This is a genomic window from Bacteroides sp. QWL-09 (assembly GCF_058683585.1).
In genome coordinates this window covers 3234176-3256815 of sequence record NZ_CM178748.1, presented here as the reverse complement: position 1 = coordinate 3256815, position 22640 = coordinate 3234176, and the positions used below count along the sequence as shown (strand labels likewise).

Annotated in this window: 15 protein-coding genes; 9 read left to right on the top strand and 6 right to left on the bottom strand. The window is 41.1% G+C overall.

The window, feature by feature from the left end; translation table 11 throughout:
* Positions 1–74 precede the first annotated feature (74 nt).
* Complete coding sequence (locus AC4PG5_RS13115; protein WP_492029306.1) at positions 75–980, bottom strand: transporter; 906 nt, start codon at positions 978–980, stop codon at positions 75–77.
* A gap of 213 nt (positions 981–1193) precedes the next feature.
* Between AC4PG5_RS13115 and AC4PG5_RS13110 the strand changes: the two genes are divergently transcribed.
* From AC4PG5_RS13110 to dnaA, 3 genes are all read left to right on the top strand, one after another.
* Positions 1194–2441, top strand: coding sequence for an N-acetylmuramoyl-L-alanine amidase family protein (locus AC4PG5_RS13110; RefSeq protein ID WP_492029305.1), 1248 nt, complete (start codon positions 1194–1196; stop codon positions 2439–2441).
* Between the two features lie 8 nt (positions 2442–2449).
* Complete coding sequence (locus AC4PG5_RS13105) at positions 2450–3346, top strand: MlaD family protein (protein WP_492029304.1); 897 nt, start codon at positions 2450–2452, stop codon at positions 3344–3346.
* Positions 3347–3695: 349 nt separating this feature from the next.
* Entirely contained in the window at positions 3696–5108 is a 1413-nt protein-coding gene (dnaA, locus tag AC4PG5_RS13100) for a chromosomal replication initiator protein DnaA (RefSeq protein WP_492029303.1), read from the top strand.
* A gap of 77 nt (positions 5109–5185) precedes the next feature.
* Here dnaA and AC4PG5_RS13095 read toward each other — a convergent pair whose 3' ends face one another.
* Positions 5186–5926: an NADPH-dependent oxidoreductase gene (locus tag AC4PG5_RS13095; protein ID WP_492029302.1), complete on the bottom strand. Its 741-nt coding sequence runs from the start codon at positions 5924–5926 to the stop codon at positions 5186–5188.
* Positions 5927–6209: 283 nt separating this feature from the next.
* Between AC4PG5_RS13095 and AC4PG5_RS13090 the strand changes: the two genes are divergently transcribed.
* From AC4PG5_RS13090 to folB, 3 genes are all read left to right on the top strand, one after another.
* Positions 6210–8753: an adenosylcobalamin-dependent ribonucleoside-diphosphate reductase gene (locus AC4PG5_RS13090; protein ID WP_492029301.1), complete on the top strand. Its 2544-nt coding sequence runs from the start codon at positions 6210–6212 to the stop codon at positions 8751–8753.
* A 188-nt stretch (positions 8754–8941) separates the two neighbouring features.
* The gene (locus AC4PG5_RS13085) at positions 8942–11647 is read left to right on the top strand and encodes a 4-alpha-glucanotransferase (RefSeq protein ID WP_492029300.1); all 2706 of its coding nucleotides are present in this window, start codon (positions 8942–8944) and stop codon (positions 11645–11647) included.
* 129 nt (positions 11648–11776) lie between these two features.
* Entirely contained in the window at positions 11777–12148 is a 372-nt protein-coding gene (gene folB / locus AC4PG5_RS13080) for a dihydroneopterin aldolase (RefSeq protein ID WP_492029299.1), read from the top strand.
* Between the two features lie 119 nt (positions 12149–12267).
* Here folB and AC4PG5_RS13075 read toward each other — a convergent pair whose 3' ends face one another.
* From AC4PG5_RS13075 to AC4PG5_RS13065, 3 genes are read right to left on the bottom strand one after another with little or no spacing between them, the layout of a single operon-like run.
* On the bottom strand, positions 12268–12753 hold the full coding sequence (locus tag AC4PG5_RS13075) for a putative outer membrane beta-barrel protein (protein WP_492029298.1): 486 nt from the start codon (positions 12751–12753) through the stop codon (positions 12268–12270).
* 12 nt (positions 12754–12765) lie between these two features.
* Positions 12766–12990: an LPXTG cell wall anchor domain-containing protein gene (locus tag AC4PG5_RS13070; protein ID WP_492029297.1), complete on the bottom strand. Its 225-nt coding sequence runs from the start codon at positions 12988–12990 to the stop codon at positions 12766–12768.
* A gap of 1 nt (position 12991) precedes the next feature.
* Complete coding sequence (locus AC4PG5_RS13065) at positions 12992–14407, bottom strand: carbon starvation CstA family protein (RefSeq protein ID WP_492029296.1); 1416 nt, start codon at positions 14405–14407, stop codon at positions 12992–12994.
* A 106-nt stretch (positions 14408–14513) separates the two neighbouring features.
* Between AC4PG5_RS13065 and AC4PG5_RS13060 the strand changes: the two genes are divergently transcribed.
* Positions 14514–16022, top strand: coding sequence for a glycoside hydrolase family 10-like protein (locus tag AC4PG5_RS13060; protein WP_492029295.1), 1509 nt, complete (start codon positions 14514–14516; stop codon positions 16020–16022).
* Here AC4PG5_RS13060 and AC4PG5_RS13055 read toward each other — a convergent pair.
* Positions 15973–17151 (bottom strand): hypothetical protein, encoded by a 1179-nt coding sequence (locus tag AC4PG5_RS13055; protein ID WP_492029294.1) that lies wholly within the window; start codon positions 17149–17151, stop codon positions 15973–15975. The two genes, AC4PG5_RS13060 and AC4PG5_RS13055, sit on opposite strands and share 50 nt — an antisense overlap.
* Before the next feature lie 694 nt (positions 17152–17845).
* Between AC4PG5_RS13055 and AC4PG5_RS13050 the strand changes: the two genes are divergently transcribed.
* Both AC4PG5_RS13050 and nifJ read left to right on the top strand, forming a co-directional pair.
* The gene (locus AC4PG5_RS13050) at positions 17846–19024 is read left to right on the top strand and encodes an ATP-binding protein (protein WP_492029293.1); all 1179 of its coding nucleotides are present in this window, start codon (positions 17846–17848) and stop codon (positions 19022–19024) included.
* A 59-nt stretch (positions 19025–19083) separates the two neighbouring features.
* Positions 19084–22638, top strand: a complete 3555-nt coding sequence (gene nifJ, locus AC4PG5_RS13045) for a pyruvate:ferredoxin (flavodoxin) oxidoreductase (protein WP_492029292.1) — start codon at positions 19084–19086, stop codon at positions 22636–22638.
* Positions 22639–22640: the final 2 nt, after the last annotated feature.

Sequence of the window (22640 nt, the reverse complement as noted above, 5' to 3'; positions counted from 1 at the left end):
TTATTTTTGATGTGATCTCAATCTTAAAAACAAAGATAGTTTTTTATTCCAATCTTATCAAAATGGATCAACACTTATTTAGAGATATGACAAAAATCATTCTTCCTTTTTTTCCACAACTGCCAACTATTAATAATGTTTTGCCACAAGACATACGAACCCGGGCCAACAGCCGTCAACGGATTCAAATACGTATAAGCCATCCAAATAGCAAGTATTGTATTTTTCTGCCCTAAAGCCTGACCGCCACTAATCCGATCGCCGTAGACTCCTCCAATCGTTTTCCCTAAGAAAAATTGCAAACAACAAACGATCAAAGCCACTAAAGCAATCATAAGTTCGACCACTCCGCCTGCCGAATGATTAACCAATGAATAAACGGTTTGAGCCGTAACGATAGAGAGCGAAACTGCCCAAAGATAAAAAGCGAGTTCGTGCCGTTTGAGAAAGAAGTAATGAAGAGTTGGCGCTTTCCTTTCTAAAAGCCAAGCCAACAGAAAGGGACAAATCAACAATAAAAAAACTTTCTTTAAAATAATCAAGAAAGAAGTCCAGAAATTAATATCCGGGTGACTCTCAACCAATGGGAAAATGATAGGAACGGCAATGGCTGCTCCAATGTTAGAAATTAAAGTATAGGTCGTCAGGCTTGCCGCATTTCCCCCCAATTTAGCTGTAACAACAGCCGCAGCGGTTGCTGTCGGACAAATAATGCACACCAATGCACTCTCAGCTACGAGTTTATTGTAAAAGCCGAGTAAGACATAGATCAGCAATGCCCCGAAAATTTGGAAAAGAATTAACCATAGATGTAGTTTCTTAGGTTTCAAATCGGTTGGTGACACTTTACAAAAGGTCAAAAGCAACATTGCAAAAATAAGTATCGGAGTTAAAAAGGATAGTTTTATTAAGAAAGGATACCCTATCCCTCCTATTAACATAGCAATTGGCAATGTCCAATTTTTAAAAAAAGTCAGCATGATTCGATTATATTTATTACATCCTGCAAAATAACACAGAATTCTATTAATAAACACTTATATTTTCTTTTTTATTAACCGAAGCTTAATGAGGGGCGACTCTCATTCTTCTTTAGAAGAAAAATAAGAATTCATTTGAATGATAAAGCTCAAAACTTAAACTAAAACATCAGTTTTCAACAAAATTCTGCTACATTTGCAGATAAATTCATTATGAAGATTATTAAAAGATACATATCATTAAGTGCACTCTGTTTGTACCTACTATTTTCTCCATACTTTCAACTAACCGCATGGGGAAAAGATTTTATAGTCGTTATTGATGCCGGACATGGCGGACACGACCCTGGAGCAGTAGGCAAAAGATCTAAAGAAAAGAATATCAACTTGAATGTCGCACTAAAGTTAGGGGCTCTAATCCAAAACAATTGTGACGATGTAAAGGTTGTTTATACACGGGATAGAGATATCTTTATTCCATTAGATCGAAGAGCAGAGATCGCCAACGATGCTAAAGCTGATTTATTTATATCCATACACACCAATGCCTTAGCTCGGAACAAGACAGCAACCGGAGCTTCGACTTGGACGTTAGGATTAGCCAAGTCGGAAGCCAATCTGGAAGTTGCCAAACGGGAAAACTCCGTAATCCTCTATGAGAGTGATTATAAGACACGGTATGCCGGATTTAATCCGAACTCAGCCGAATCATATATCATTTTTGAGTTTATGCAAGATCGATATATGGAACAAAGCGTTCATCTAGCTTCGTTGATACAAAAACAATTCGGTCGAAACTGTCAACGAGTAGACCGTGGCGTCCATCAAGCTGGTTTTTTAGTTCTAAAAGCGAGCGCCATGCCAAGTATCTTAGTTGAACTCGGCTTTATATCCACTCCTGAAGAAGAACGCTTTTTAAACACAGAAGAAGGAACGCATAGAATGGCACGAGGGATTTTCAATGCATTCATCACGTATAAACGAGAACAAGAGATCCGCTTAACGGGCAAAAGCCGAACAGCTCTGCCTAGCGAAATAAACGTAATAGAAAGTCAATCGGCTGCACCGGAATTTGAGTTAGACGATACACTCGACAATAGTCAAAGTCAGGACTCTACTCCTAAAGAAGCACTCGAGAATCAACCAAAGAGCACAAAAAAAAGCTTTATTGAAAGTAAAAAGAATGAGGAGACAACATTTACCATACAGATATTGACCTCTTCCAGGAAACTAGCCAAAAACGACAAACGTTTCAAAGGACTAAAGGATGTTGACTTTTATTTAGAGAATGGTTTATATAAGTACACCTATTCTACATCCACAGATTACAATACAACCTTGCGTTCAAAACGAAAAATAAGTACTCTATTTAAAGATGCGTTTATTATCGCTTTTCAAAATAAAAAAAAAATAAATATAAATGATGCAATCCGTGCATTCAAGAACAATAATCGAAATTAAACCTAAAAATGAAGAAATATCTAACTAAAGAAGTTAAAATAGGCATTGCAAGTATTGTAGCAATTAGCGTTTTAATTTATGGCATAAATTATCTTAAGGGAATACACATGTTCCAACCATCGAATTATTTCTATGCCCACTTTCAAAATGTTAATGGTTTAACCAAATCAAGTCCGGTCTTTGCTGACGGAGTTAGAGTTGGAATTGTACGCAACATTGGCTATGATTACACTTCGCCTGGAAACATTACCGTTGAAGTCGAACTAGATACTGAACTTAGAATTCCCAAGGGTAGTAGCGCCGAACTAACATCCGAATTAATGGGAGGAGTCCGGATGAATATTCTTTTGGCTAACAATCCGAGAGAAAAATACAATGTAGGAGATACTATACCCGGAGTTTTCAACAATGGAATGATGGAAAGCGCTAGCGAACTCATGCCTCAGATTAAAGAAATGCTTCCCAAAATGGATTCGATATTAACCTCATTAAATACCATTTTAAAAAGCCAAAGTATCCCATCGTCTTTGCAATCTATAGAAACAACAACTGCTAATCTTGCTGTTACAAGCCACCAGCTTAAAAATTTAATGAGCAAAGACATTCCGCAGCTTACTAGTAAGTTAAATAAGATTGGAGATAATTTTGTTGAGATCAGCAACGATCTTAATAAGATCAATTATAGTGCGACTTTTAATAAAATTGACTCTACGATCAACAATGTAAAGATTATCACAGATAAGTTACAACGCAAAGATAACACTGTGGGATTATTGTTAAATTCGCCAGATCTCTATAACAACTTAAACACAACAGCAACTCATGCTTCAGCACTGTTGGAGGATTTAAAGTCGAATCCTAAACGATATGTACACTTCTCTCTATTCGGGAAAAAAGACAAATAGAAAAGATTGACTATATAGAATTCATCTAAATAACAAAGAAAATAAGGGTAAAAGAATTAAGATCTCGTAAACCATTATTAATAAACTCTTACCCGACTTATTAAAAAAAAAACGAAGAGGTTATAATTGTAACCAAACAATAAATAAAACATTGTAAATCAACTACTTAAAAACACAAAAACCACCAAACAGCTTAATCGCACAAACAAAGCATGTAAATACTTGATAATAAAGGAATTATTAAGTACGTCTAAAAAAACATAAAAAAAGCGATTTGTTTTTTTCAAATAAGATTGCGATTTTTGCATGAGTAGAAGTTTGCTTAATTAATAAATGTATCAAAGCCATTATGATTGAAACGAATCATGTTGAGCTTTGGAATCGTTGTCTCCATATCATAAAAGACATCGTTCCTGAGTCGACATATAACACTTGGTTTGCCCCTATAGTTCCCTTGAAGTATGAGGACAAAACATTAATTGTACAAATACCTAGTCAATTCTTTTATGAATACTTAGAGGACAAGTATATTGATCTTCTACGTAAGACTTTATATAAAGTCATTGGCGAAGGCACCAAACTGATGTACAATGTTATGGTAGACAAAACATCGGTTCCTAATCAAACGGTCAATCTAGAGGCTAGCAATCGTTCTACAGCAATCACACCTCAAAAAATAACTGACGGGAATAAGGCTCCGACTTTTTTGAAAGCTCCTGTGGCACAAGATTTAGATCCACATCTAAACCCAAACTACAATTTCGAGAACTTCATCGAAGGATACAGTAATAAACTCTCTAGAAGCGTTGCAGAAACTGTGGCTAAGAACCCTGCCGGAACGGCATTTAATCCACTTTTTCTTTATGGAGCTTCAGGAGTCGGCAAGACACACTTAGCAAATGCTATCGGAACAAAGATCAAAGAGCTTTATTCTGAGAAACGCGTATTGTATGTCTCTGCACATCTATTTCAGGTGCAGTACACCGACTCAGTGCGAAACAATACGACAAACGATTTTATAAAGTTTTACCAATCGATTGATGTCCTTATTATTGATGATATACAGGAATTTGCAGGTGTAACTAAAACCCAGAACACATTCTTTCATATTTTTAACCATTTACATCAAAACGGAAAACAGTTAATCTTAACATCCGACCGTGCTCCGGTATTGCTACAAGGAGTAGAAGAGCGCCTTTTAACCCGCTTTAAATGGGGGATGGTGGCCGAATTAGAGAGACCTTCCGTTGAATTAAGAAAAAATATCTTACGCAATAAAATCCACCGTGACGGACTTCAATTCCCAACAGAGGTTATTGATTATATTGCAGAAAATGTTAACGACAGTGTACGTGACCTAGAAGGCGTTGTGATTGCCATCATGGCTCGATCAACCATCTTCAATAAAGAGATTGATTTAGACCTAGCTCAACACGTCATCCGAGGAGCAGTACGTAATGAAGTCAAAAATATAACGATCGACGATATTATTAAAACAGTATGCAAACATTTCGGATTGGAGCTGAATGCTATTCATACTAAATCGAGAAAAAGAGAAGTTGTACAAGCCAGACAAGTTGCAATGTATTTAGCAAAAAACAAAACTGATTTTTCAACTTCAAAAATTGGTAAGTTTATTGGGAACAAAGATCATGCAACAGTATTACACGCTTGTAAAACAGTTAAAGGACAGTTAGAAGTGGACAAAGCTTTCAATGCCGAACTCAAACAAATAGAAGCTGACTTAAAAGCAAAAAACTAATCTTAACAGGAACTGTATACTTCACATAGATTCACAAAAAGGATAAGCAATCGCTTATCCTTTTTTATTTTCGACTTCTACAAAAATTTCTGTTGTCGCAAGATTTTCAATAAATTCTCTGACATCAATTCATTATCACTCTTCTTATAACGGACATCGGTAAAGACTTGGGCCAAAGTTTCTTTCTTATTATCTTCGATAAACGCAAGATTCTCAGCAAGCGACTCTTTGTAAGCATACCAATGATCAATATCCGCAGGAGTATAATCACAAAACTCTTCTTTATGAACAATTGCCTCTAGAGGCAAACGATCAACCTGTTTAGGATCCTCAGCCGGATAACCAACTGTAATTGTCGTCACGGGGAAAACCAGCTCTGGAAGACAAAGAGCATCAATGATCATTTGGGGATTATAAGTCGTAGTTCCTAAATAACAAATACCCAAACCGGCCTCTTCAGCCAAAGAACAAAAAGTTTGTGCAACGAGTAAAGTATCCATTGATGCATTCAAAAAAGACATCAAATTGTCATAACCGGGGTTCGCTTTCCTTTGTTCGCACCATTTTGAGAAACGCCGAAAGTCGGCACAAAAAGTCAATACAACCGGTGCATTTTTTACCATAGGTTGATTAAAGTGAGCCGGAGCTAATTTTGCTTTACCCTCCTCAGTCCTTGTTTCTATTACACTATAAAGCTGCATCCCTCCCATCGTCGAAGCGCGACAAGAAGATTCAAGCAGATCATTTAACAAATTAGAGTCAATATCTTTCTTTAGATATATCCTAATTGTCTTACGTTTCTTTAATGTCTCAATCATAGTTCTTTTTTAAACAAAGATAGCAAAGATTTATCTTTTTGACACATCGCAGTCATGAATAAATTTTCTTTTTTGGGAACTTTAAGCTTAAACAAAAATAGGATTTATTTGTTTATCAATTACTTATGAGTTATAAACAGAAAACTTTCAATCGGTTAATAATTTATTAAATATTTATTTTGATATAAAAAAAAACATTTATAGATTTGCAATCGCGTTTGTTAATGCATAAGTAAACTTCTACAAACAACTTATTATTAACTTTAATATAAACGCACACATCGTGGAAACAAAAAAATATTCTTACGAAGAAGCCTTTGAAGAATCTTTACGATATTTTCAAGGAGACGAACTAGCAGCAAGAGTTTGGGTAAACAAATACGCCGTCAAAGACTCATTTGGAAATATCTATGAAAAATCACCGAACGACATGCATTGGAGAATCGCCAATGAAGTTGCTCGTATAGAATCTAAACACCCTAACGCCTTAAGTGCTCAAGAGCTATTCGAACTTTTTGATCATTTTAAATATATTGTTCCTCAAGGAAGTCCGATGACCGGAATTGGGAACGATTATCAAGTTGCCTCTCTATCAAACTGCTTTGTTATTGGTGTAGAAGGTGCAGCCGATTCTTATGGAGCCATTATCAAGATTGATGAAGAACAAGTTCAACTGATGAAAAGACGTGGAGGTGTGGGACATGACTTATCTCATATCCGTCCCAAAGGTTCTCCCGTAAAAAACTCTGCATTAACTTCAACAGGATTAGTTCCATTCATGGAACGCTATTCCAACTCAACACGCGAAGTGGCCCAAGATGGTCGACGTGGAGCGTTAATGTTGAGCGTATCCATTAAACACCCGGATTCCGAAGCCTTCATCGATGCAAAAATGACAGAAGGGAAAGTAACCGGAGCTAATGTATCGGTAAAACTAGACGACGCCTTTATGCAAGCGGCCGTTACAGGAAAGCCATACACCCAACAATACCCGATCGATTCAAACAAGCCAACAACCGTTAAAGAGATAGACGCCTCTGCTCTTTGGAAAAAGATTGTACACAATGCCTGGAAATCAGCTGAACCCGGTGTTCTATTCTGGGATACCATTGTTCGTGAATCTGTGCCGGATTGCTATGCCGACCTAGGCTACAAAACCGTATCAACTAATCCTTGCGGTGAGATCCCTTTATGTCCATACGATTCTTGTCGCCTATTAGCGATCAACCTTTATTCATACGTTGTCAATCCATTTAAACCGGATGCTTATTTCGACTTTGAGCTATTCAAGAAGCACGTTATGTTAGCACAACGTATCATGGACGACATTATAGATCTGGAACTCGAAAAGATTGAACGTATTATAGAGAAAATCAAACAAGACCCCGAAAACGGCGAAGTAAAACGCACAGAGCTGGGCCTTTGGGAGAAAATATACCAAAAGAGCGGACAAGGTCGTCGTACCGGAGTAGGTATTACCGCTGAAGGAGATATGCTTGCAGCTTTGGGACTTCGCTATGGCACAGAAGAAGCCACTGATTTTTCGGAAGAAGTACACCGTACTGTTGCATTATATGCCTATCGTTCATCTGTAAAGATGGCAAAAGAACGTGGTGCATTCGAAATCTACGACACTAAACGCGAAGAAAAGAATCCATTTATCCAACGTCTAGCTCAAGTCGATCCGGAATTATATCGTGAGATGAAGCAATACGGCCGCCGAAATATAGCTTGTCTAACAATTGCTCCTACCGGAACGACTAGTTTGATGACACAGACCACCTCCGGGATAGAGCCCGTCTTCTTACCAGTCTATAAACGAAGAAGAAAAGTCAACCCCAATGATTCTAATGTCCGCATTGATTTCGTTGATGAGACAGGTGATGCTTTTGAAGAATACATCGTTTTTCACCACAAGTTCGTCACTTGGATGGAAGCTAATGGATACGATCCTGCTAAACGTTATTCTCAAGAAGAAATTGACGAAATGGTTCAAAAGTCACCTTATTACAAAGCGACTTCCAACGATGTCGATTGGCTAATGAAAGTTAAAATGCAAGGACGCATCCAGAGATGGGTCGATCACTCCATTAGTGTAACCATCAATTTACCAAACGATGTCGATGAAGATCTAGTCAACCGCTTGTACGTAGAGGCATGGAATTCCGGATGTAAAGGCTGTACCGTTTATCGCGACGGCTCTAGATCAGGAGTTTTAATTGCAGCAAAAGCAGAAAAAGAGAAAAAAGACGAATTACCTCCTTGCAAGCCACCTACAGTGGTTGAGACCCGTCCAAAAGTCTTAGAAGCAGACGTTGTACGCTTCCAGAATAATAAAGAAAAATGGGTTGCCTTCATCGGCTTACTTGATGGGCACCCTTATGAGATCTTCACTGGATTACAAGACGATGAAGAAGGTATTTTATTACCTAAAACAGTCACCACAGGCCGCATCATTAAAAACATTGATGAGGAAGGCAACAAACGTTACGACTTCCAATTTGAGAACAAACGCGGATACAAAACTACCATTGAAGGACTATCCGAGAAATTTAATAAAGAATATTGGAACTATGCCAAACTGATCTCAGGAGTGCTTCGTTACCGTATGCCTATAGAACAAGTCCTAAAACTTGTCAGCTCACTACAACTCAACAGTGAGAACATTAATACTTGGAAAAATGGAGTGGAGCGTGCTCTTAAAAAATATGTACAAGATGGGACAGAAGCCAAAGGTAAGCGTTGCCCAAGTTGCGGCAACGAAACTCTCGTTTACCAAGAAGGCTGCCTAATTTGCACAACATGTGGTGCTTCCAGATGCGGATAAAATACTCAATATCATAATATTGCAATACAAAAGAAGGAGCCCACAAAGCTCCTTCTTTCTATTTAGGCCCCACCCACAAACGTTTGCACCGTTTTTTGATAGACTTCTATAAACGTTGGAACATGATGTATTGAAAGAATCTTTATACTTGCATTACTTTATTATCGATAATAAAAAATCTAATATATATGATTATATCATTTAACATAGAGTACCGCACTAATTGGGGAGAAGAGGTCAGAGTTACAGGATCAATACCCGAATTAGGACTGAATGACATGGCTAAAGCCATACCTTTACATACCACAGACGGTATCAATTGGAACGTCGCCATTAAAGTGGCCGATAAAAACATAACCGACCCAATCAGCTACAACTACCAAATTTGGAACAATGGAAAAATGATTCGTCACGAATGGAAAGATGCAGTCAGATGTTTGTATCCATCGAACGATTCGGAACGCATATTCAAAGTGAACGATTGCTGGAAGAACATGCCGGAGCAACAATATTTCTATAGTTCGGCCTTTACAGAATCCCTACTCATTCACTCCCAAAGAACGAAACTAGGGAAATCGCCTCAAAAAGCCTTACTAATTAAAGCTTATGCCCCACGCATTCATCAAGACTTCTGTATAGGAATTTGCGGTAATCAGAAACAGTTGGGAAATTGGGATCCGGAAAAAGCACTATTGATGAGCGATATCAATTTCCCTGAATGGCAGGGTCTGATTGATGCCGAAAAAATCAGCTATCCATTAGAATACAAGTTTGTTCTTTACAATAGAAAAGAGAAAACGTTCGATTCTTGGGAGAACAATCCCAACCGATACGTAGCCAACCCTCAGATCAAGAAAAACGAGACCTTCGTGATCTCCGACCGTTATGTCGACTTCAACCAGTCTCCTTGGAAAGCTGCGGGAGTTGCCATTCCAATTTTCTCATTAAAGACGCAAGCAAGTTTTGGCGTAGGCGATTTTGGTGATTTGAAAAAGCTGATTGACTGGGTCGTTCTGACTAAGCAAAAGGTGGTTCAGATCTTACCGATCAACGACACCACCATTACCCATACTTGGACCGATTCTTATCCTTACAATAGCATATCGATCTATGCCATGCACCCCATGTATGCCAATTTACGTCAAATGGGACAACTAAAGGATAAAGAAAAAGCCCTATTCTTCGAAACCAAACAAAAAGAGCTCAACCAACTAGACGCTATCGATTACGAAGCGGTCAACCAGCTTAAATGGGACTATTTCCACTTATTATTCGAACAAGATGGAAAGAAGACCATTCAATCAAAAGCCTTCTTGCAGTTCTTCAAAGAAAACGAAGAGTGGTTAAAACCTTATGCCGTATTCAGCTATCTTAGAGACATTTATCATACGCCTAACTTCAGAGAATGGCCAAAACACAGCACCTACGATACTAAAAAGATCAGCAAACTCTGCGAACCTAAGGCGCCTGAATACGAAAAAATTGCCATCTATTATTTCATACAGTACCATCTACACCTTCAACTTCTTGAAGCCACTTCCTACGCTCGTCATCACGGCGTCGTTCTAAAAGGAGATATTCCTATCGGCATTAGTCGTAACAGTGTAGAAGCATGGACGGAACCTCACTATTTTAATCTTAACGGACAAGCAGGTGCTCCTCCTGATGATTTCTCGGCTAATGGACAAAACTGGGGATTCCCAACCTATAACTGGGATGTTATGGAATCGGATGGTTATCGCTGGTGGATGAAACGCTTTCAAAAGATGGCGGCCTACTTTGACGCTTACCGAATAGACCATATTTTAGGATTCTTCCGCATTTGGGAAATCCCGACTAATGCTGTACACGGCTTGCTGGGACAATTTGTACCGGCTATGCCAATGAGCAAAGAAGAAATAGCAAACTATGGCTTAAACTTCCGTGAGGAATTTTTAGAACCTTACATCCACGAATACTTCTTGGAACAACTCTTTGGTTCTCACAAGTCGTATGTCAAGCAAACCTTCCTTGAAGAAACCACTGTTTACGAACGCTATCGAATGCGTCCTGAATTCAATACTCAGCAAAAAGTGGAAGCCTTTTTCGATGGCAAGACCGATCCGGATAGCCTCTGGATACGCGACGGGCTATATGCTTTAATCAGCGATGTTCTCTTTGTGCCGGATGTGAAAGATCCGACCCAATACCATCCGCGAATTGCTGTACAACACGATTTTATCTATCATTCATTAAGCGATTCGGAAAAAGACGCTTTCAACCGATTATACAATCATTATTACTACCATCGACACAACGACTTCTGGCAACAGCAAGCCATGAAGAAATTGCCACAGTTAACCCAATCGACACGAATGTTAGTCTGCGGAGAAGATTTAGGAATGATTCCCGATTGCGTCGCTTGGGTCATGAACGAACTGCGCATCCTCAGTCTGGAAATTCAGCGCATGCCTAAAAACCCATCACATGAGTTTGGCCATTTAAACGAATATCCTTATCGTTCGGTTTGTACGATTTCCACACACGATATGTCGACCCTTCGCGGATGGTGGAAAGAAGATACCCACCAGACCCAACGATACTTCAACGACGTACTAGGTCGCCAGGGAGCCGCTCCGACAGAAGCCACCGGTGAGATTTGTGAACAAATCGTCCGCAACCATCTCTATAGTCAATCGATGCTATGCATCTTGTCGATGCAAGATTGGTTATCGATCGATGAAGCCTCAAGACATCCGGAGGCCGAAGCCGAACGCATTAACGTGCCGGCCAATCCTAAACACTATTGGAGATACCGCATGCATCTAAGCATAGAAGAGTTGATCGGTGCAACGGCATTAAATCAGAAAATCATCTCATTAATCGAACAAACCGAGAGAAATCCGATAAAATAGACGAAACGTTTTAGCAGAGAAAGGGTCGCTTCATTCCAAGAGAACAGAGCGACCTTTTTTTATTCTTTCTCGACATTCCGAGAGAATTTATCAATCTTCGGTTATCTTTGCATCCTAAAGCTTTACATTATGAAAATTACAGACCGTTATATCGTCCTCAATCAGGTCCATTTTTATGCCTACCATGGCGTCGGAGAACAAGAGACTAAAGTTGGCAATGACTACGTCATCGACCTTAGGATTAAAACCGATTTTTCGGAAGCAGCATTAACCGATCAGGTCAGCGACACTATTAACTATGCCGAAATCTATGAGGTATTAAAACAGCAGATGGAAATACCCTCAAAGTTACTAGAGCATGTGAGCTACCGCATCATGAACCGGTTGTTTGAAACCTTCCCCACCATCGAAGAAGTCGAACTTAAATTATACAAGCGCAACCCACCAATGGGAGCAGACATCGCTTCGTCGTGTGTCGAGCTTAAAGGAATCAAAGAATAAGGAAAGACTCCCTCTAAGGTAAAGCTCCCTAAATAACCATCAGCCCCATTACAATAAACTGTAATGGGGCTGATGCCATTCAAAAGAATCCTTATTCTTCCCTTCGTATTTGTCCGTACTTAAAAATAGAATCCGAAACCTATTTTCAAGCCAAACTTCGACATATCACTATTGTTAAAACGCCACTTATAATACGCAGCAGGTTCAATAGTCACCGTACGCGATAAGAAAAAAGCATATCCAGCCTCTACTCCTACTCCCCAGTCCGTACGAGAGCCAACTCCACTATATCTGAATCGGTCGCAATCAAATCCGGCCCCAAGATAAATACCTGTAGAATCGAAGTAGTAACGTCCTTTCGTTCCAAATGAATATTCATCAACAGCATTAGACCAGTCCACCCCAACGTTGACCATTAAGGCGATATTATCAGCGACAAAATGTCCCACTTCCCCTGAAAGGCCTAATCTAGCCTTTTCATGCTGGCTATAAGAAAAATTAAAGCCAGTTAAAGACGGAGTCACCAACCATTTTCCTTGTTCAAATTGTGCATACGTTCCCAACGATACTATTAAGAAACTAATAACTAATCCGATTTTCTTCATAAAAGCCTGTTTTTAAAGTTTATTAGAATGATCATTATTTTTTTGCTGAATTTTCTCTTTCTTTCGAAGTACTAGCCAAAGCAATAGGATAATGAGGTAAGTCCCTCCCACAGTTAGATATTTCTCGGTATCACTCACCCCTGTATTGCGAGGCAATAAATAGATAGCAGATGCTGTGACATACAATAATAAAGCAACAGTTATCCCAGTCGATTTCTTAATCTTTCTCTTTTTCATCTTACAATTTGAGTTTATTTTTCCAACGAATAAATAACAGTAAAGCAATGACTACCCCACTAAAACCCACTCCATAGGACCATTCATGCGAACATCCCAACCCTTCCGGAGCAATACAAATATAGGTCAGACAGACCGCCGTCATAAATAAAGCCGGAATCAGCGTAATGATATAAGCTTTATGTAGCCGTACCAAATAGACCGTGATGGCCCATAAAGTAAACACCGCCAAGGTTTGATTCGCCCAAGCGAAATACCGCCAAATCTTATTAAAACCATTCGCATCCCCTAAGCTATATAAAAGTAAGCTAATTGCAATCACAAAAAGTGGAACGCAAATATACAACCGCCGTTTGATGCTCTTTTGATCAACATGTAGGAAGTCGGCCACGATCAGACGAGCCGATCTAAAAGCTGTATCTCCCGAAGTAATCGGAGCGGCAATCACCCCTAAAATAGCCAATACGCCGCCAATACTTCCCAACCAATCAGATGTTATAGCATTCACGATCACAGAAGCGTTGCTTTCGCCCATCCCTTCCTTATGGAAAAAGTAGGTTGCCGCTGCTGCCCAAATCAAAGCCACGATCCCTTCACAGATCATCGCTCCATAAAATATAGGACGTCCATGATGTTCGGAAGTCACACAACGGGCCATCAGCGGACTCTGCGTTGCATGGAACCCGGAGATCGCTCCACAAGCGATACTCACAAACATGATCGGGAATATCGGTAGTTCGCTGGCATTCGGGTTGGTATTTTGCAACCCATCCCACAACTCAGGCAACACCGGATGGTGCACATAAAGCATAATCAGAATGCCGAAAGCCATAAACATTAAGGCAAAAGCAAACAACGGATAGATTTTGCCTATAATCTTGTCTATAGGAAGCAAGGTCGCCAAAATATAATAGCCAAAAACAACGATGATCCAAAACGTAGCATCCAAACTATCCGGAGTCAGTTTAGCCAAAAGTCCCGCAGGGCCGGCAACAAAGACCGATCCGACAAGAATCATCAAGATCACGGTAAACCCACGCATCACTTGTTTGGTCGGTAATCCCAAATAACGTCCGATGATTTCCGGCAAGCTCTCCCCCTGATGACGCATAGAAAGCATCCCGGCAAAATAATCGTGTACCGCTCCGGCAAAAATACTTCCTAACACAATCCAAAGATAAGACGCCGTACCAAACTTAGCTCCCATGATCGCTCCAAAGATCGGCCCGAGACCCGCAATATTTAGAAACTGAATCATAAAAATCTTCCATGCAGGCAACGGCAGATAATCGACCCCATCCTTTTGGGCAATGGCCGGAGTCATTCGGTTATCCGGAGCAAAGATACGCTCCATGAGTCGTCCATAAGTAAAATAGCCTACGATAAGTGCTAATAGACATAATGTAAATGTAATCATCGTTCTCCGTTTGTTATTAGTGGCAAATGTAATATAATATCGGCTAACAGACACAAGAAATTCGACTCTTTTACTAACTTTGTCGACAATTCAAAACATAAAGGTTATGCCCAAGTCACTTTTTATCTTTTTATTCCTATTATTCTTAACACCAGTTACTAAGGCACAACCTAAGTATGAAGTGCGTGCCGCATGGGTCACAGCCGTTTATGGGTTAGACTGGCCTCACACTAAAGCCACGACACCCACTGCCATCAAAAAGCAGAAAGAAGAACTCATCGAGATTTTAGACCAACTCAAGTTGGCCAATTTCAATACCATCCTATTCCAAGCCCGAACACGAGGAGATGTATTATACCGTTCGAAGATAGAACCATTCAATTCCATCCTCACGGGAAAGACCGGAGCAGATCCCGGTTATGATCCTCTAGCTTTTGCCGTTGAAGAATGTCACAAGAGAGGCATGGAATGTCATGCTTGGATTGTTTCCATTCCATTGGGAAACAAGAAACATGTCGCCGCATTAGGTTCTCAATCGGTGACCAAAACGAAACGGGAAATCTGCGTCCCTTATAAACGGGAATATTTCTTAAACCCCGGACATCCCGAGACCAAAGTCTATCTGATGAGCCTAGTGAATGAGATGGTCACCAATTACGACATAGACGGGGTCCATTTCGACTATTTACGCTATCCCGAAAACGCTCCATTCTTCCCGGATAAAGTAGAGTTCCAACGTTACTCGCAAGGACGTAGCAAGGATCAATGGAGAAGAGACAACATTACTGAGATTGTTCGTTATATTTACAAAAAAGTCAAAACCTTAAAGCCATGGGTTAAAGTCAGCACCTGTCCGGTTGGCAAATATCGCGACACGTCACGTTACTCCTCACGCGGATGGAATGCTTTCCACACCGTTTATCAAGATCCGCAAGGATGGTTGGGTGAGGGCATACAAGATCAGATCTATCCCATGATGTATTTTCAAGGCAACAGCTTTTACCCATTTGCACTCGACTGGAAAGAACAGAGCAACGGGCGACAGATCATTCCGGGATTAGGCATCTACTTTCTCGATCCCAGAGAAGGAAATTGGACTCGCCAAGAGATTGACCGCCAAATGAACTTCCTACGCCGACATCAATTAGAGGGACAAGGACACTATCGCGTCAAATATGTTATGGATAATATCCAAGGACTATACACCGAGCTGAAGAACAACTTCTATCGCTATCCGGCCCTGCAACCCCCAATGCCATGGCTCGATCAGACGGCTCCTTCTGCTCCATCGGATCTAAACGTAAAAGCGTCCGACAACCGTCAAGTGACTCTCCGGTGGGAAGCCTCAACTGATAATGACTCGATCAATGCACCGATGTATGTGATTTATGGGTCGGATACCTATCCCGTCGACATCCATCAGCCGGAACTGATTCTAGCACAGAGTGTCCGTTCCACCACCTATACTTACGTCCCCCTCACCCCATGGGAGACCAAACGTTATTATGCCGTGACAGCCATAGATCGTTATGGCAACGAAAGTCCCGCCGTACAAAGCGTTCAACTCAAGAGTGAACCTTTATCCAAGCCCGATAATGCGTCTGTGAATAAATAGGAGTCAAAGCCAAATAGCCGGATTCAATTTTGCCGTCTCGACAAACTAAAGGAGCTTCTTCAAGATCCTGTTGATGGTCGGTTAAGGCCTCTCCCGTCTGTTCGGAATAGGTGATTCGAAACTCCCCTCTCCGATCGGAAGCAACCAGACGATCAAATAAACGTCGGGCTACAATCCCCATATTCATCCTTAGGTTGATCTCGACACAGGGATGAATGCGAAAGTTAGGGGCGTCAGGCCATGAGCAAATCATCATATCGACCCCTAGAAAACCGGTATATCGAGTCGACAAGCGGTCGGTCAGGCGATCGATCAAGATCGTTCTTAGTCGTTTGATTTCCGAGAGAGGGACGAAAGTTCCCAAATAACTTTCTATTTGCTCATCCGACAGCAATTCATTCGACAAATAAGCGCCACTCCGATTCGTCGTAAACATGGAATACCCCACAAAAGAGATCCGGCCACAACCATCGGAATAAAACTCCATGGCAAAATCTTGCTGTTTCTCATAGATCGGTTCCGCCACAACTCCATCCTGCTGACGGATCACTCGTTTGCACCAGCCGGCAATGGAGGGCGTATACACCCCTTTACACCAATTTAGTCCTTTTCCACTTCCGGACAATGGCGATTTAAGGACGCAACACTCATGAGACTCTATAAACCATCGACAAGAAGAATCGTCCGTCAAGAAAAACGACTCTCCACAGAACCAATCGTTGAGTTGCAACGTGGGCAACAACTCCACAGCCGATCGCCGATGAGAGAGTGCTCTCCTGACCTCCACTTCCTCCGGAGAAGGCAATTGGTTTTCTTTCAATCCACACTCGAGGAGATAGCGACGTAACGCCAAATTCCAGCCCCACGGGACAACCTCTAATGAAGTCTTCTCTTTCAGCTCGGATGGAGCCATCAATCGGACCTGTAACCGGAAACGTTCAGCTACCTCGGCCAAATAGTTCTGATTGTAAGTTGGCGAAGCTAAGACGGCACTTCCGTCAGGTGCAAACCAAATGGGCAGCAAAGCTAAATCGAACATCATTCCCTTCACCGCATCAGGAGGCATATAATTGGCTTCATGACAGCTCAAGGCTAAATCATGATCTAAATTTAAAAGATACAAAAACATAATCGAAAGTTTTATAACACGAGTTGCTTAGCTCTCCAATCACGGAGAAGATCTCCATCGAAAGAGAAGATAAAGATAGATAAAAACTCAGAAAGAATCGTCCATTTCCTCCCTATAAAACGGTCTTTTATCCGTTACACCCTTTTATTAATCGTTTTTCAAGTGCAATGAATAAAATCGTCCCACTTCATTAATCGCTTATCAACTGCAATTAAACGATTGTCCGCCTTATTCAATCATTTGTAAAGTTCGATTTGTTGAGCCCCCGAACGTGGGCTCTTCAGCCCTCGTTCGGGGGCTCATGGGTTTTCGTTCGAGGGCCGAAGAGCCTTCGAACGAAGGCTCAACAAATGAAGCCTACATGGCCTATAAAGGAACTTTCAGAAAAACTAAATGCCGTTAAAGAGATCGTTAATGACTTGATGAGAAAATCAACTTAAACTGTGCCCCAATAATCTCCAATAAACGAAGGGCTGAAAAGGTCCTCTACTCGATGCCAACCCTAGGTTTAAATCGGGCCAAACCCTTGTTTCGAAGAATTAAGTCCCCAGCCACCCAACAAGCAGCTAGATATCAACTCCTTTCATCCTCTTAAAATAAGAGAATATGCACCAATAAAATAGACAATTTTGCTATCTCCACTTTGCAATTACTAAAAAAAAGTATATATTTGCCCCACTAAACTGAACCCAAAATGGAATCATTCTATCGTACACACGCTTACCTCGTAGAACACACAAACTCCACCGTCCGTCGCGACCTCATGGACGAAATCGATTGGAGTCACCGATTAATCGGTATTAAAGGCACCCGTGGTGTAGGGAAAACGACTTTTCTACTTCAATATGCCAAAGAAAAATTTGGAACAGATCGCTCCTGCCTCTTCATCAATATGAACAATTTCTACTTTGCCAACCATACGATTGTAGAGTTTGCCGGTGAATTTATTAAGCGGGGAGGTAAAGTGCTCTTGATCGACCAAGTTTTCAAGAAACCCGATTGGAGTGAAGAGCTACGTACTTGCTACGATAAATATCCTAATCTAAAGATTATCTTTACAGGGTCATCAGTGATGCGATTGAAAGAGGAGAACTTGGAGTTGCGCGACATTGTGAAAAGCTACAATCTTCGCGGATTCTCTTTCCGTGAATTCCTCAATCGCCAGACAGGAATGAAGTTTCGCAGCTATAGCCTGGAGGAACTCTTATCCAATCACGAACAAATAGCCAAAGGGATTGTTTCTAAAGTACGTCCATCGGACTATTTTCAGGATTATCTCCATCACGGTTTTTATCCGTTCTTCCTTGAAAAAAGAAATTTCTCGGAGAATCTGTTGAAGACTATGAATATGATGATTGAGGTCGACATCTTGTTATTAAAGCAGATCGAGCTCAAGTATTTATCGAAAATAAAGAAACTACTCTATCTACTTGCAATCAATGGGCAAAAAGCCCCTAATGTGAGTCAACTCGCCAATGACATTCAGACCTCACGAGCCACCGTTATGAATTACATTAAATATCTGGCCGATGCTCGTCTGATCAACTTGGTCTATCCGAAAGGAGAAGACTTCCCCAAAAAGCCGTCGAAGATCATGCTGCACAATTCGAACTTGATGTATTGCATTTATCCGGTCAATGTGGAAGAGCAAAATGTCTTGGAAACCTTCTTTGTCAACACCATGTGGAAAGACCATAAAGTGAATAAAGGAGAAAAGAATTTCTCATTCTTAGTCGACGACATCATGCCGTTTAAGATTGGAAATGCAACAGCAAAGATTAAAAATAACCCGGGCATCACGTATGCCTTAAATAAAATGGATATCGGCAGTGGTAATCAAATCCCACTCTGGATGTTCGGTTTTCTCTATTGAAAGAGACTCCGATAAATGAAAGATAAAAAATTTATTTACTAAATATTTTAAAAAGAATTATGACTAAACAGAAGAAATTCATCACTTGTGATGGTAATCAAGCAGCTGCACATATCTCGTATATGTTCTCTGAAGTTGCTGCGATTTACCCAATCACCCCTTCTTCGACTATGGCAGAGTACGTAGACGAATGGGCAGCCGCAGGACGTAAAAACATCTTCGGCGAGACTGTATTGGTACAAGAAATGCAATCAGAAGCCGGTGCAGCCGGAGCTCTTCACGGTTCATTACAAGCCGGTGCATTAACGACAACTTATACAGCGTCTCAAGGTTTGCTTTTGATGATTCCTAACATGTACAAAATTGCCGGTGAGTTTTTACCTTGTGTATTCCACGTATCGGCTCGTACATTAGCCAGTCATGCTTTATGTATCTTCGGTGACCACCAAGACGTAATGGCAACTCGCCAAACCGGTTTTGCGATGTTAGCAGAAGGTTCTGTACAAGAAGTGATGGACTTGTCGGGTGTAGCTCACTTGGCTACCATCAAATCACGCGTACCATTCGTTAACTTCTTCGATGGTTTCCGTACTTCTCATGAAATCCAAAAGATCGAAACGTTGGAAAACGACGATCTTGCACCGCTTGTTGACCAAGAAGCATTGGCTGAGTTCCGCGAACGCGCATTGAACCCAATGAACCCGGTTGCTCGTGGTATGGCTGAAAACCCTGATCACTTCTTCCAACACCGTGAATCATGCAATAACTTCTATGAAACAGTTCCGGCTATTGTAGAAGAATACATGAACGAAGTCGCTAAGATCACTGGTCGTAAATATGGTTTGTTTGACTATTACGGTGCTCCTGACGCTGACCGCGTCATCATCGCTATGGGTTCGGTTACAGAAGCAATCCGCGAAACAATCGACCACTTAACGGCTAAAGGTGAAAAAGTTGGTTTGGTTGCTGTACACTTGTACCGTCCATTCTCTGCTAAACACTTCTTGGCTGCTGTACCTAAGACTGCAAAAACCATTGCTGTTCTTGATCGTACTAAAGAACCGGGTGCAACTGGCGAACCATTGTATCTTGACGTTAAAGACTGTTTCTATGGTCAAGAAAATGCGCCGGTTATCGTTGGCGGACGTTATGGCTTGGGTTCTAAAGACACGACTCCTGCTCAGATCCTTGCTGTTTACGAAAACTTGGGCTTACCAATGCCAAAGAATCAGTTTACAATTGGTATCGTAGACGACGTAACCTTTACTTCTCTTCCACAAGAAGAAGAAATCGCCTTAGGCGGCGAAAGCGTATTTGAAGCTAAATTCTATGGTTTAGGTGCCGATGGTACAGTAGGTGCTAACAAGAACTCGGTAAAAATTATCGGTGACAACACAGATAAACACTGCCAAGCTTACTTCTCATACGACTCTAAGAAATCGGGTGGTTTCACTTGTTCTCACCTTCGTTTCGGTAACGAGCCTATCCGTTCGACTTATTTGGTAAATACCCCTAACTTCGTGGCTTGTCACGTTCAGGCTTACCTTAACATGTACGATGTGACTCGTGGTTTGCGTAGCAACGGTACTTTCCTTTTGAATACGATCTGGGAAGGTGAAGAGTTGGCGAAAAACTTACCTAATAAGGTAAAACGCTATTTTGCGAAAAAGAATATTTCGGTATACTACATCAATGCCACTAAGATTGCTCAAGAAATTGGTTTGGGTAACCGTACAAATACGATCCTTCAGTCTGCATTCTTCCGTATTACCGGCGTGATCCCTGTAGACTTGGCTGTTGAACAAATGAAGAAATTCATCATGAAATCATACGGCAAGAAGGGTGAAGATATCGTAAACAAGAACTACTCTGCAGTAGACCGTGGGGGTGAATACCAACAGTTGACTGTTGACCCATCATGGGCTAACTTGGCCGATGATGCTAAAGTTGAAAACAACGATCCTGCATTCATCAACGAAGTGGTTCGTCCAATCAATGCTCAAGATGGTGACTTACTTCCGGTATCAGCATTTAAGGGTATTGAAGATGGTACTTGGGAACAAGGTACTTCTCAATACGAAAAACGTGGTGTAGCGGCATTCGTTCCGGAATGGAATGAAGAAAACTGTATCCAATGTAACAAGTGTGCTTACGTTTGTCCTCACGCTTCAGTACGTCCATTCGTGCTTGATGCTGAAGAACAAAAAGGCGCTAACTTCCCAATGTTAAAAACAGTAGGAAAAGCATTCGACGGAACAACCTTCCGCATTCAGGTTAACGTTCTTGACTGTTTAGGTTGTGGCAACTGTGCCGACGTTTGTCCGGGTAATCCGAAGAAGGGTGGCAAAGCATTGACCATGAAACCTTTGGAAACTCAATTGAGTCAAGCAGCTAACTGGGAATATTGTTCTAACAACGTAAAGAGCAAACAACACTTGGTAGACATCAAGGCTAATGTGAAGAACTCTCAGTTTGCTACTCCATTGTTCGAGTTCTCGGGCGCATGTTCAGGTTGTGGTGAAACACCTTACGTTAAATTGATCACTCAGTTGTTCGGTGACCGTGAGATGGTAGCTAACGCAACAGGATGTTCATCGATCTACTCTGGTTCGGTTCCTTCTACTCCTTACACTAAGAACGAAAATGGTCATGGTCCGGCTTGGGCTAACTCATTGTTCGAGGACTTCTGTGAGTTCGGTTTAGGTATGGAATTGGCTAACGAGAAGATGCGTGATCGTTTAGTGAAGATCATGACTGAAGCGATCGCTGCAGATTGTTGCTCAGCAGAAGCTAAAGAAGCATTCAAGGCTTGGATGGAAAACATGTTCGATGCAGACCAAACTAAGGCATTGGCTGAACAGATCATTCCAATGGTTGAAGCAGCTAAAGATAGCTGTACATACTGCAAGCAAATCTTCGACTTGAAACAATATCTTGTAAAACGTAGCCAATGGATCATTGGTGGTGACGGTGCATCATACGATATCGGTTACGGTGGTTTAGATCACGTGATCGCTTCTGGTAAAGATGTCAACATCATGGTATTGGATACTGAGGTTTACTCAAACACAGGCGGTCAGTCGTCTAAAGCAACTCCGGTTGGTGCTATCGCTAAGTTTGCTGCTTCAGGAAAACGTGTTCGCAAGAAAGATCTTGGTTTGATGGCAACAACTTACGGTTATGTTTATGTGGCTCAAATCGCAATGGGTGCCGATCAAGCACAAACATTGAAAGCGATCCGCGAAGCAGAAGCTTATCCTGGACCATCATTGATCATTGCTTATGCTCCATGTATCAACCACGGTTTGAAAGCAGGTATGGGTAAGAGTCAAGAAGAAGAAGCTAAAGCTGTGGCTTGTGGCTACTGGCACTTGTGGCGTTACAATCCTGCCATGGAAGCAGAAGGTAAGAATCCATTCCAATTGGATAGCAAAGAACCAAATTGGGCGGACTTCCAAGGTTTCTTGAAAGGTGAAGTACGTTACGCTTCTGTTATGAAGCAATATCCTGCTGAAGCTGCTGAATTGTTCAGTGCTGCAGAAGAAAATGCTAAATGGCGTTACAATAGCTACAAACGTCTCGCTAGAGAAAATTGGGGCAGTGATGCTGAATAAAT

What these genes read in the sequence shown, in the direction of transcription:
- AC4PG5_RS13115 (WP_492029306.1), bottom strand. Translation starts at nt 980, where the DNA reads ATGCTGACTTTTTTTAAAAATTGGACATTGCCAATTGCTATGTTAATA.
- AC4PG5_RS13110 (WP_492029305.1), top strand. Translation starts at nt 1,194, where the DNA reads ATGAAGATTATTAAAAGATACATATCATTAAGTGCACTCTGTTTGTAC.
- AC4PG5_RS13105 (WP_492029304.1), top strand. Translation starts at nt 2,450, where the DNA reads ATGAAGAAATATCTAACTAAAGAAGTTAAAATAGGCATTGCAAGTATT.
- dnaA (WP_492029303.1), top strand. Translation starts at nt 3,696, where the DNA reads ATGATTGAAACGAATCATGTTGAGCTTTGGAATCGTTGTCTCCATATC.
- AC4PG5_RS13095 (WP_492029302.1), bottom strand. Translation starts at nt 5,926, where the DNA reads ATGATTGAGACATTAAAGAAACGTAAGACAATTAGGATATATCTAAAG.
- AC4PG5_RS13085 (WP_492029300.1), top strand. Translation starts at nt 8,942, where the DNA reads ATGATTATATCATTTAACATAGAGTACCGCACTAATTGGGGAGAAGAG.
- folB (WP_492029299.1), top strand. Translation starts at nt 11,777, where the DNA reads ATGAAAATTACAGACCGTTATATCGTCCTCAATCAGGTCCATTTTTAT.
- AC4PG5_RS13075 (WP_492029298.1), bottom strand. Translation starts at nt 12,753, where the DNA reads ATGAAGAAAATCGGATTAGTTATTAGTTTCTTAATAGTATCGTTGGGA.
- AC4PG5_RS13070 (WP_492029297.1), bottom strand. Translation starts at nt 12,990, where the DNA reads ATGAAAAAGAGAAAGATTAAGAAATCGACTGGGATAACTGTTGCTTTA.
- AC4PG5_RS13065 (WP_492029296.1), bottom strand. Translation starts at nt 14,407, where the DNA reads ATGATTACATTTACATTATGTCTATTAGCACTTATCGTAGGCTATTTT.
- AC4PG5_RS13060 (WP_492029295.1), top strand. Translation starts at nt 14,514, where the DNA reads ATGCCCAAGTCACTTTTTATCTTTTTATTCCTATTATTCTTAACACCA.
- AC4PG5_RS13055 (WP_492029294.1), bottom strand. Translation starts at nt 17,151, where the DNA reads ATGTTTTTGTATCTTTTAAATTTAGATCATGATTTAGCCTTGAGCTGT.
- AC4PG5_RS13050 (WP_492029293.1), top strand. Translation starts at nt 17,846, where the DNA reads ATGGAATCATTCTATCGTACACACGCTTACCTCGTAGAACACACAAAC.
- nifJ (WP_492029292.1), top strand. Translation starts at nt 19,084, where the DNA reads ATGACTAAACAGAAGAAATTCATCACTTGTGATGGTAATCAAGCAGCT.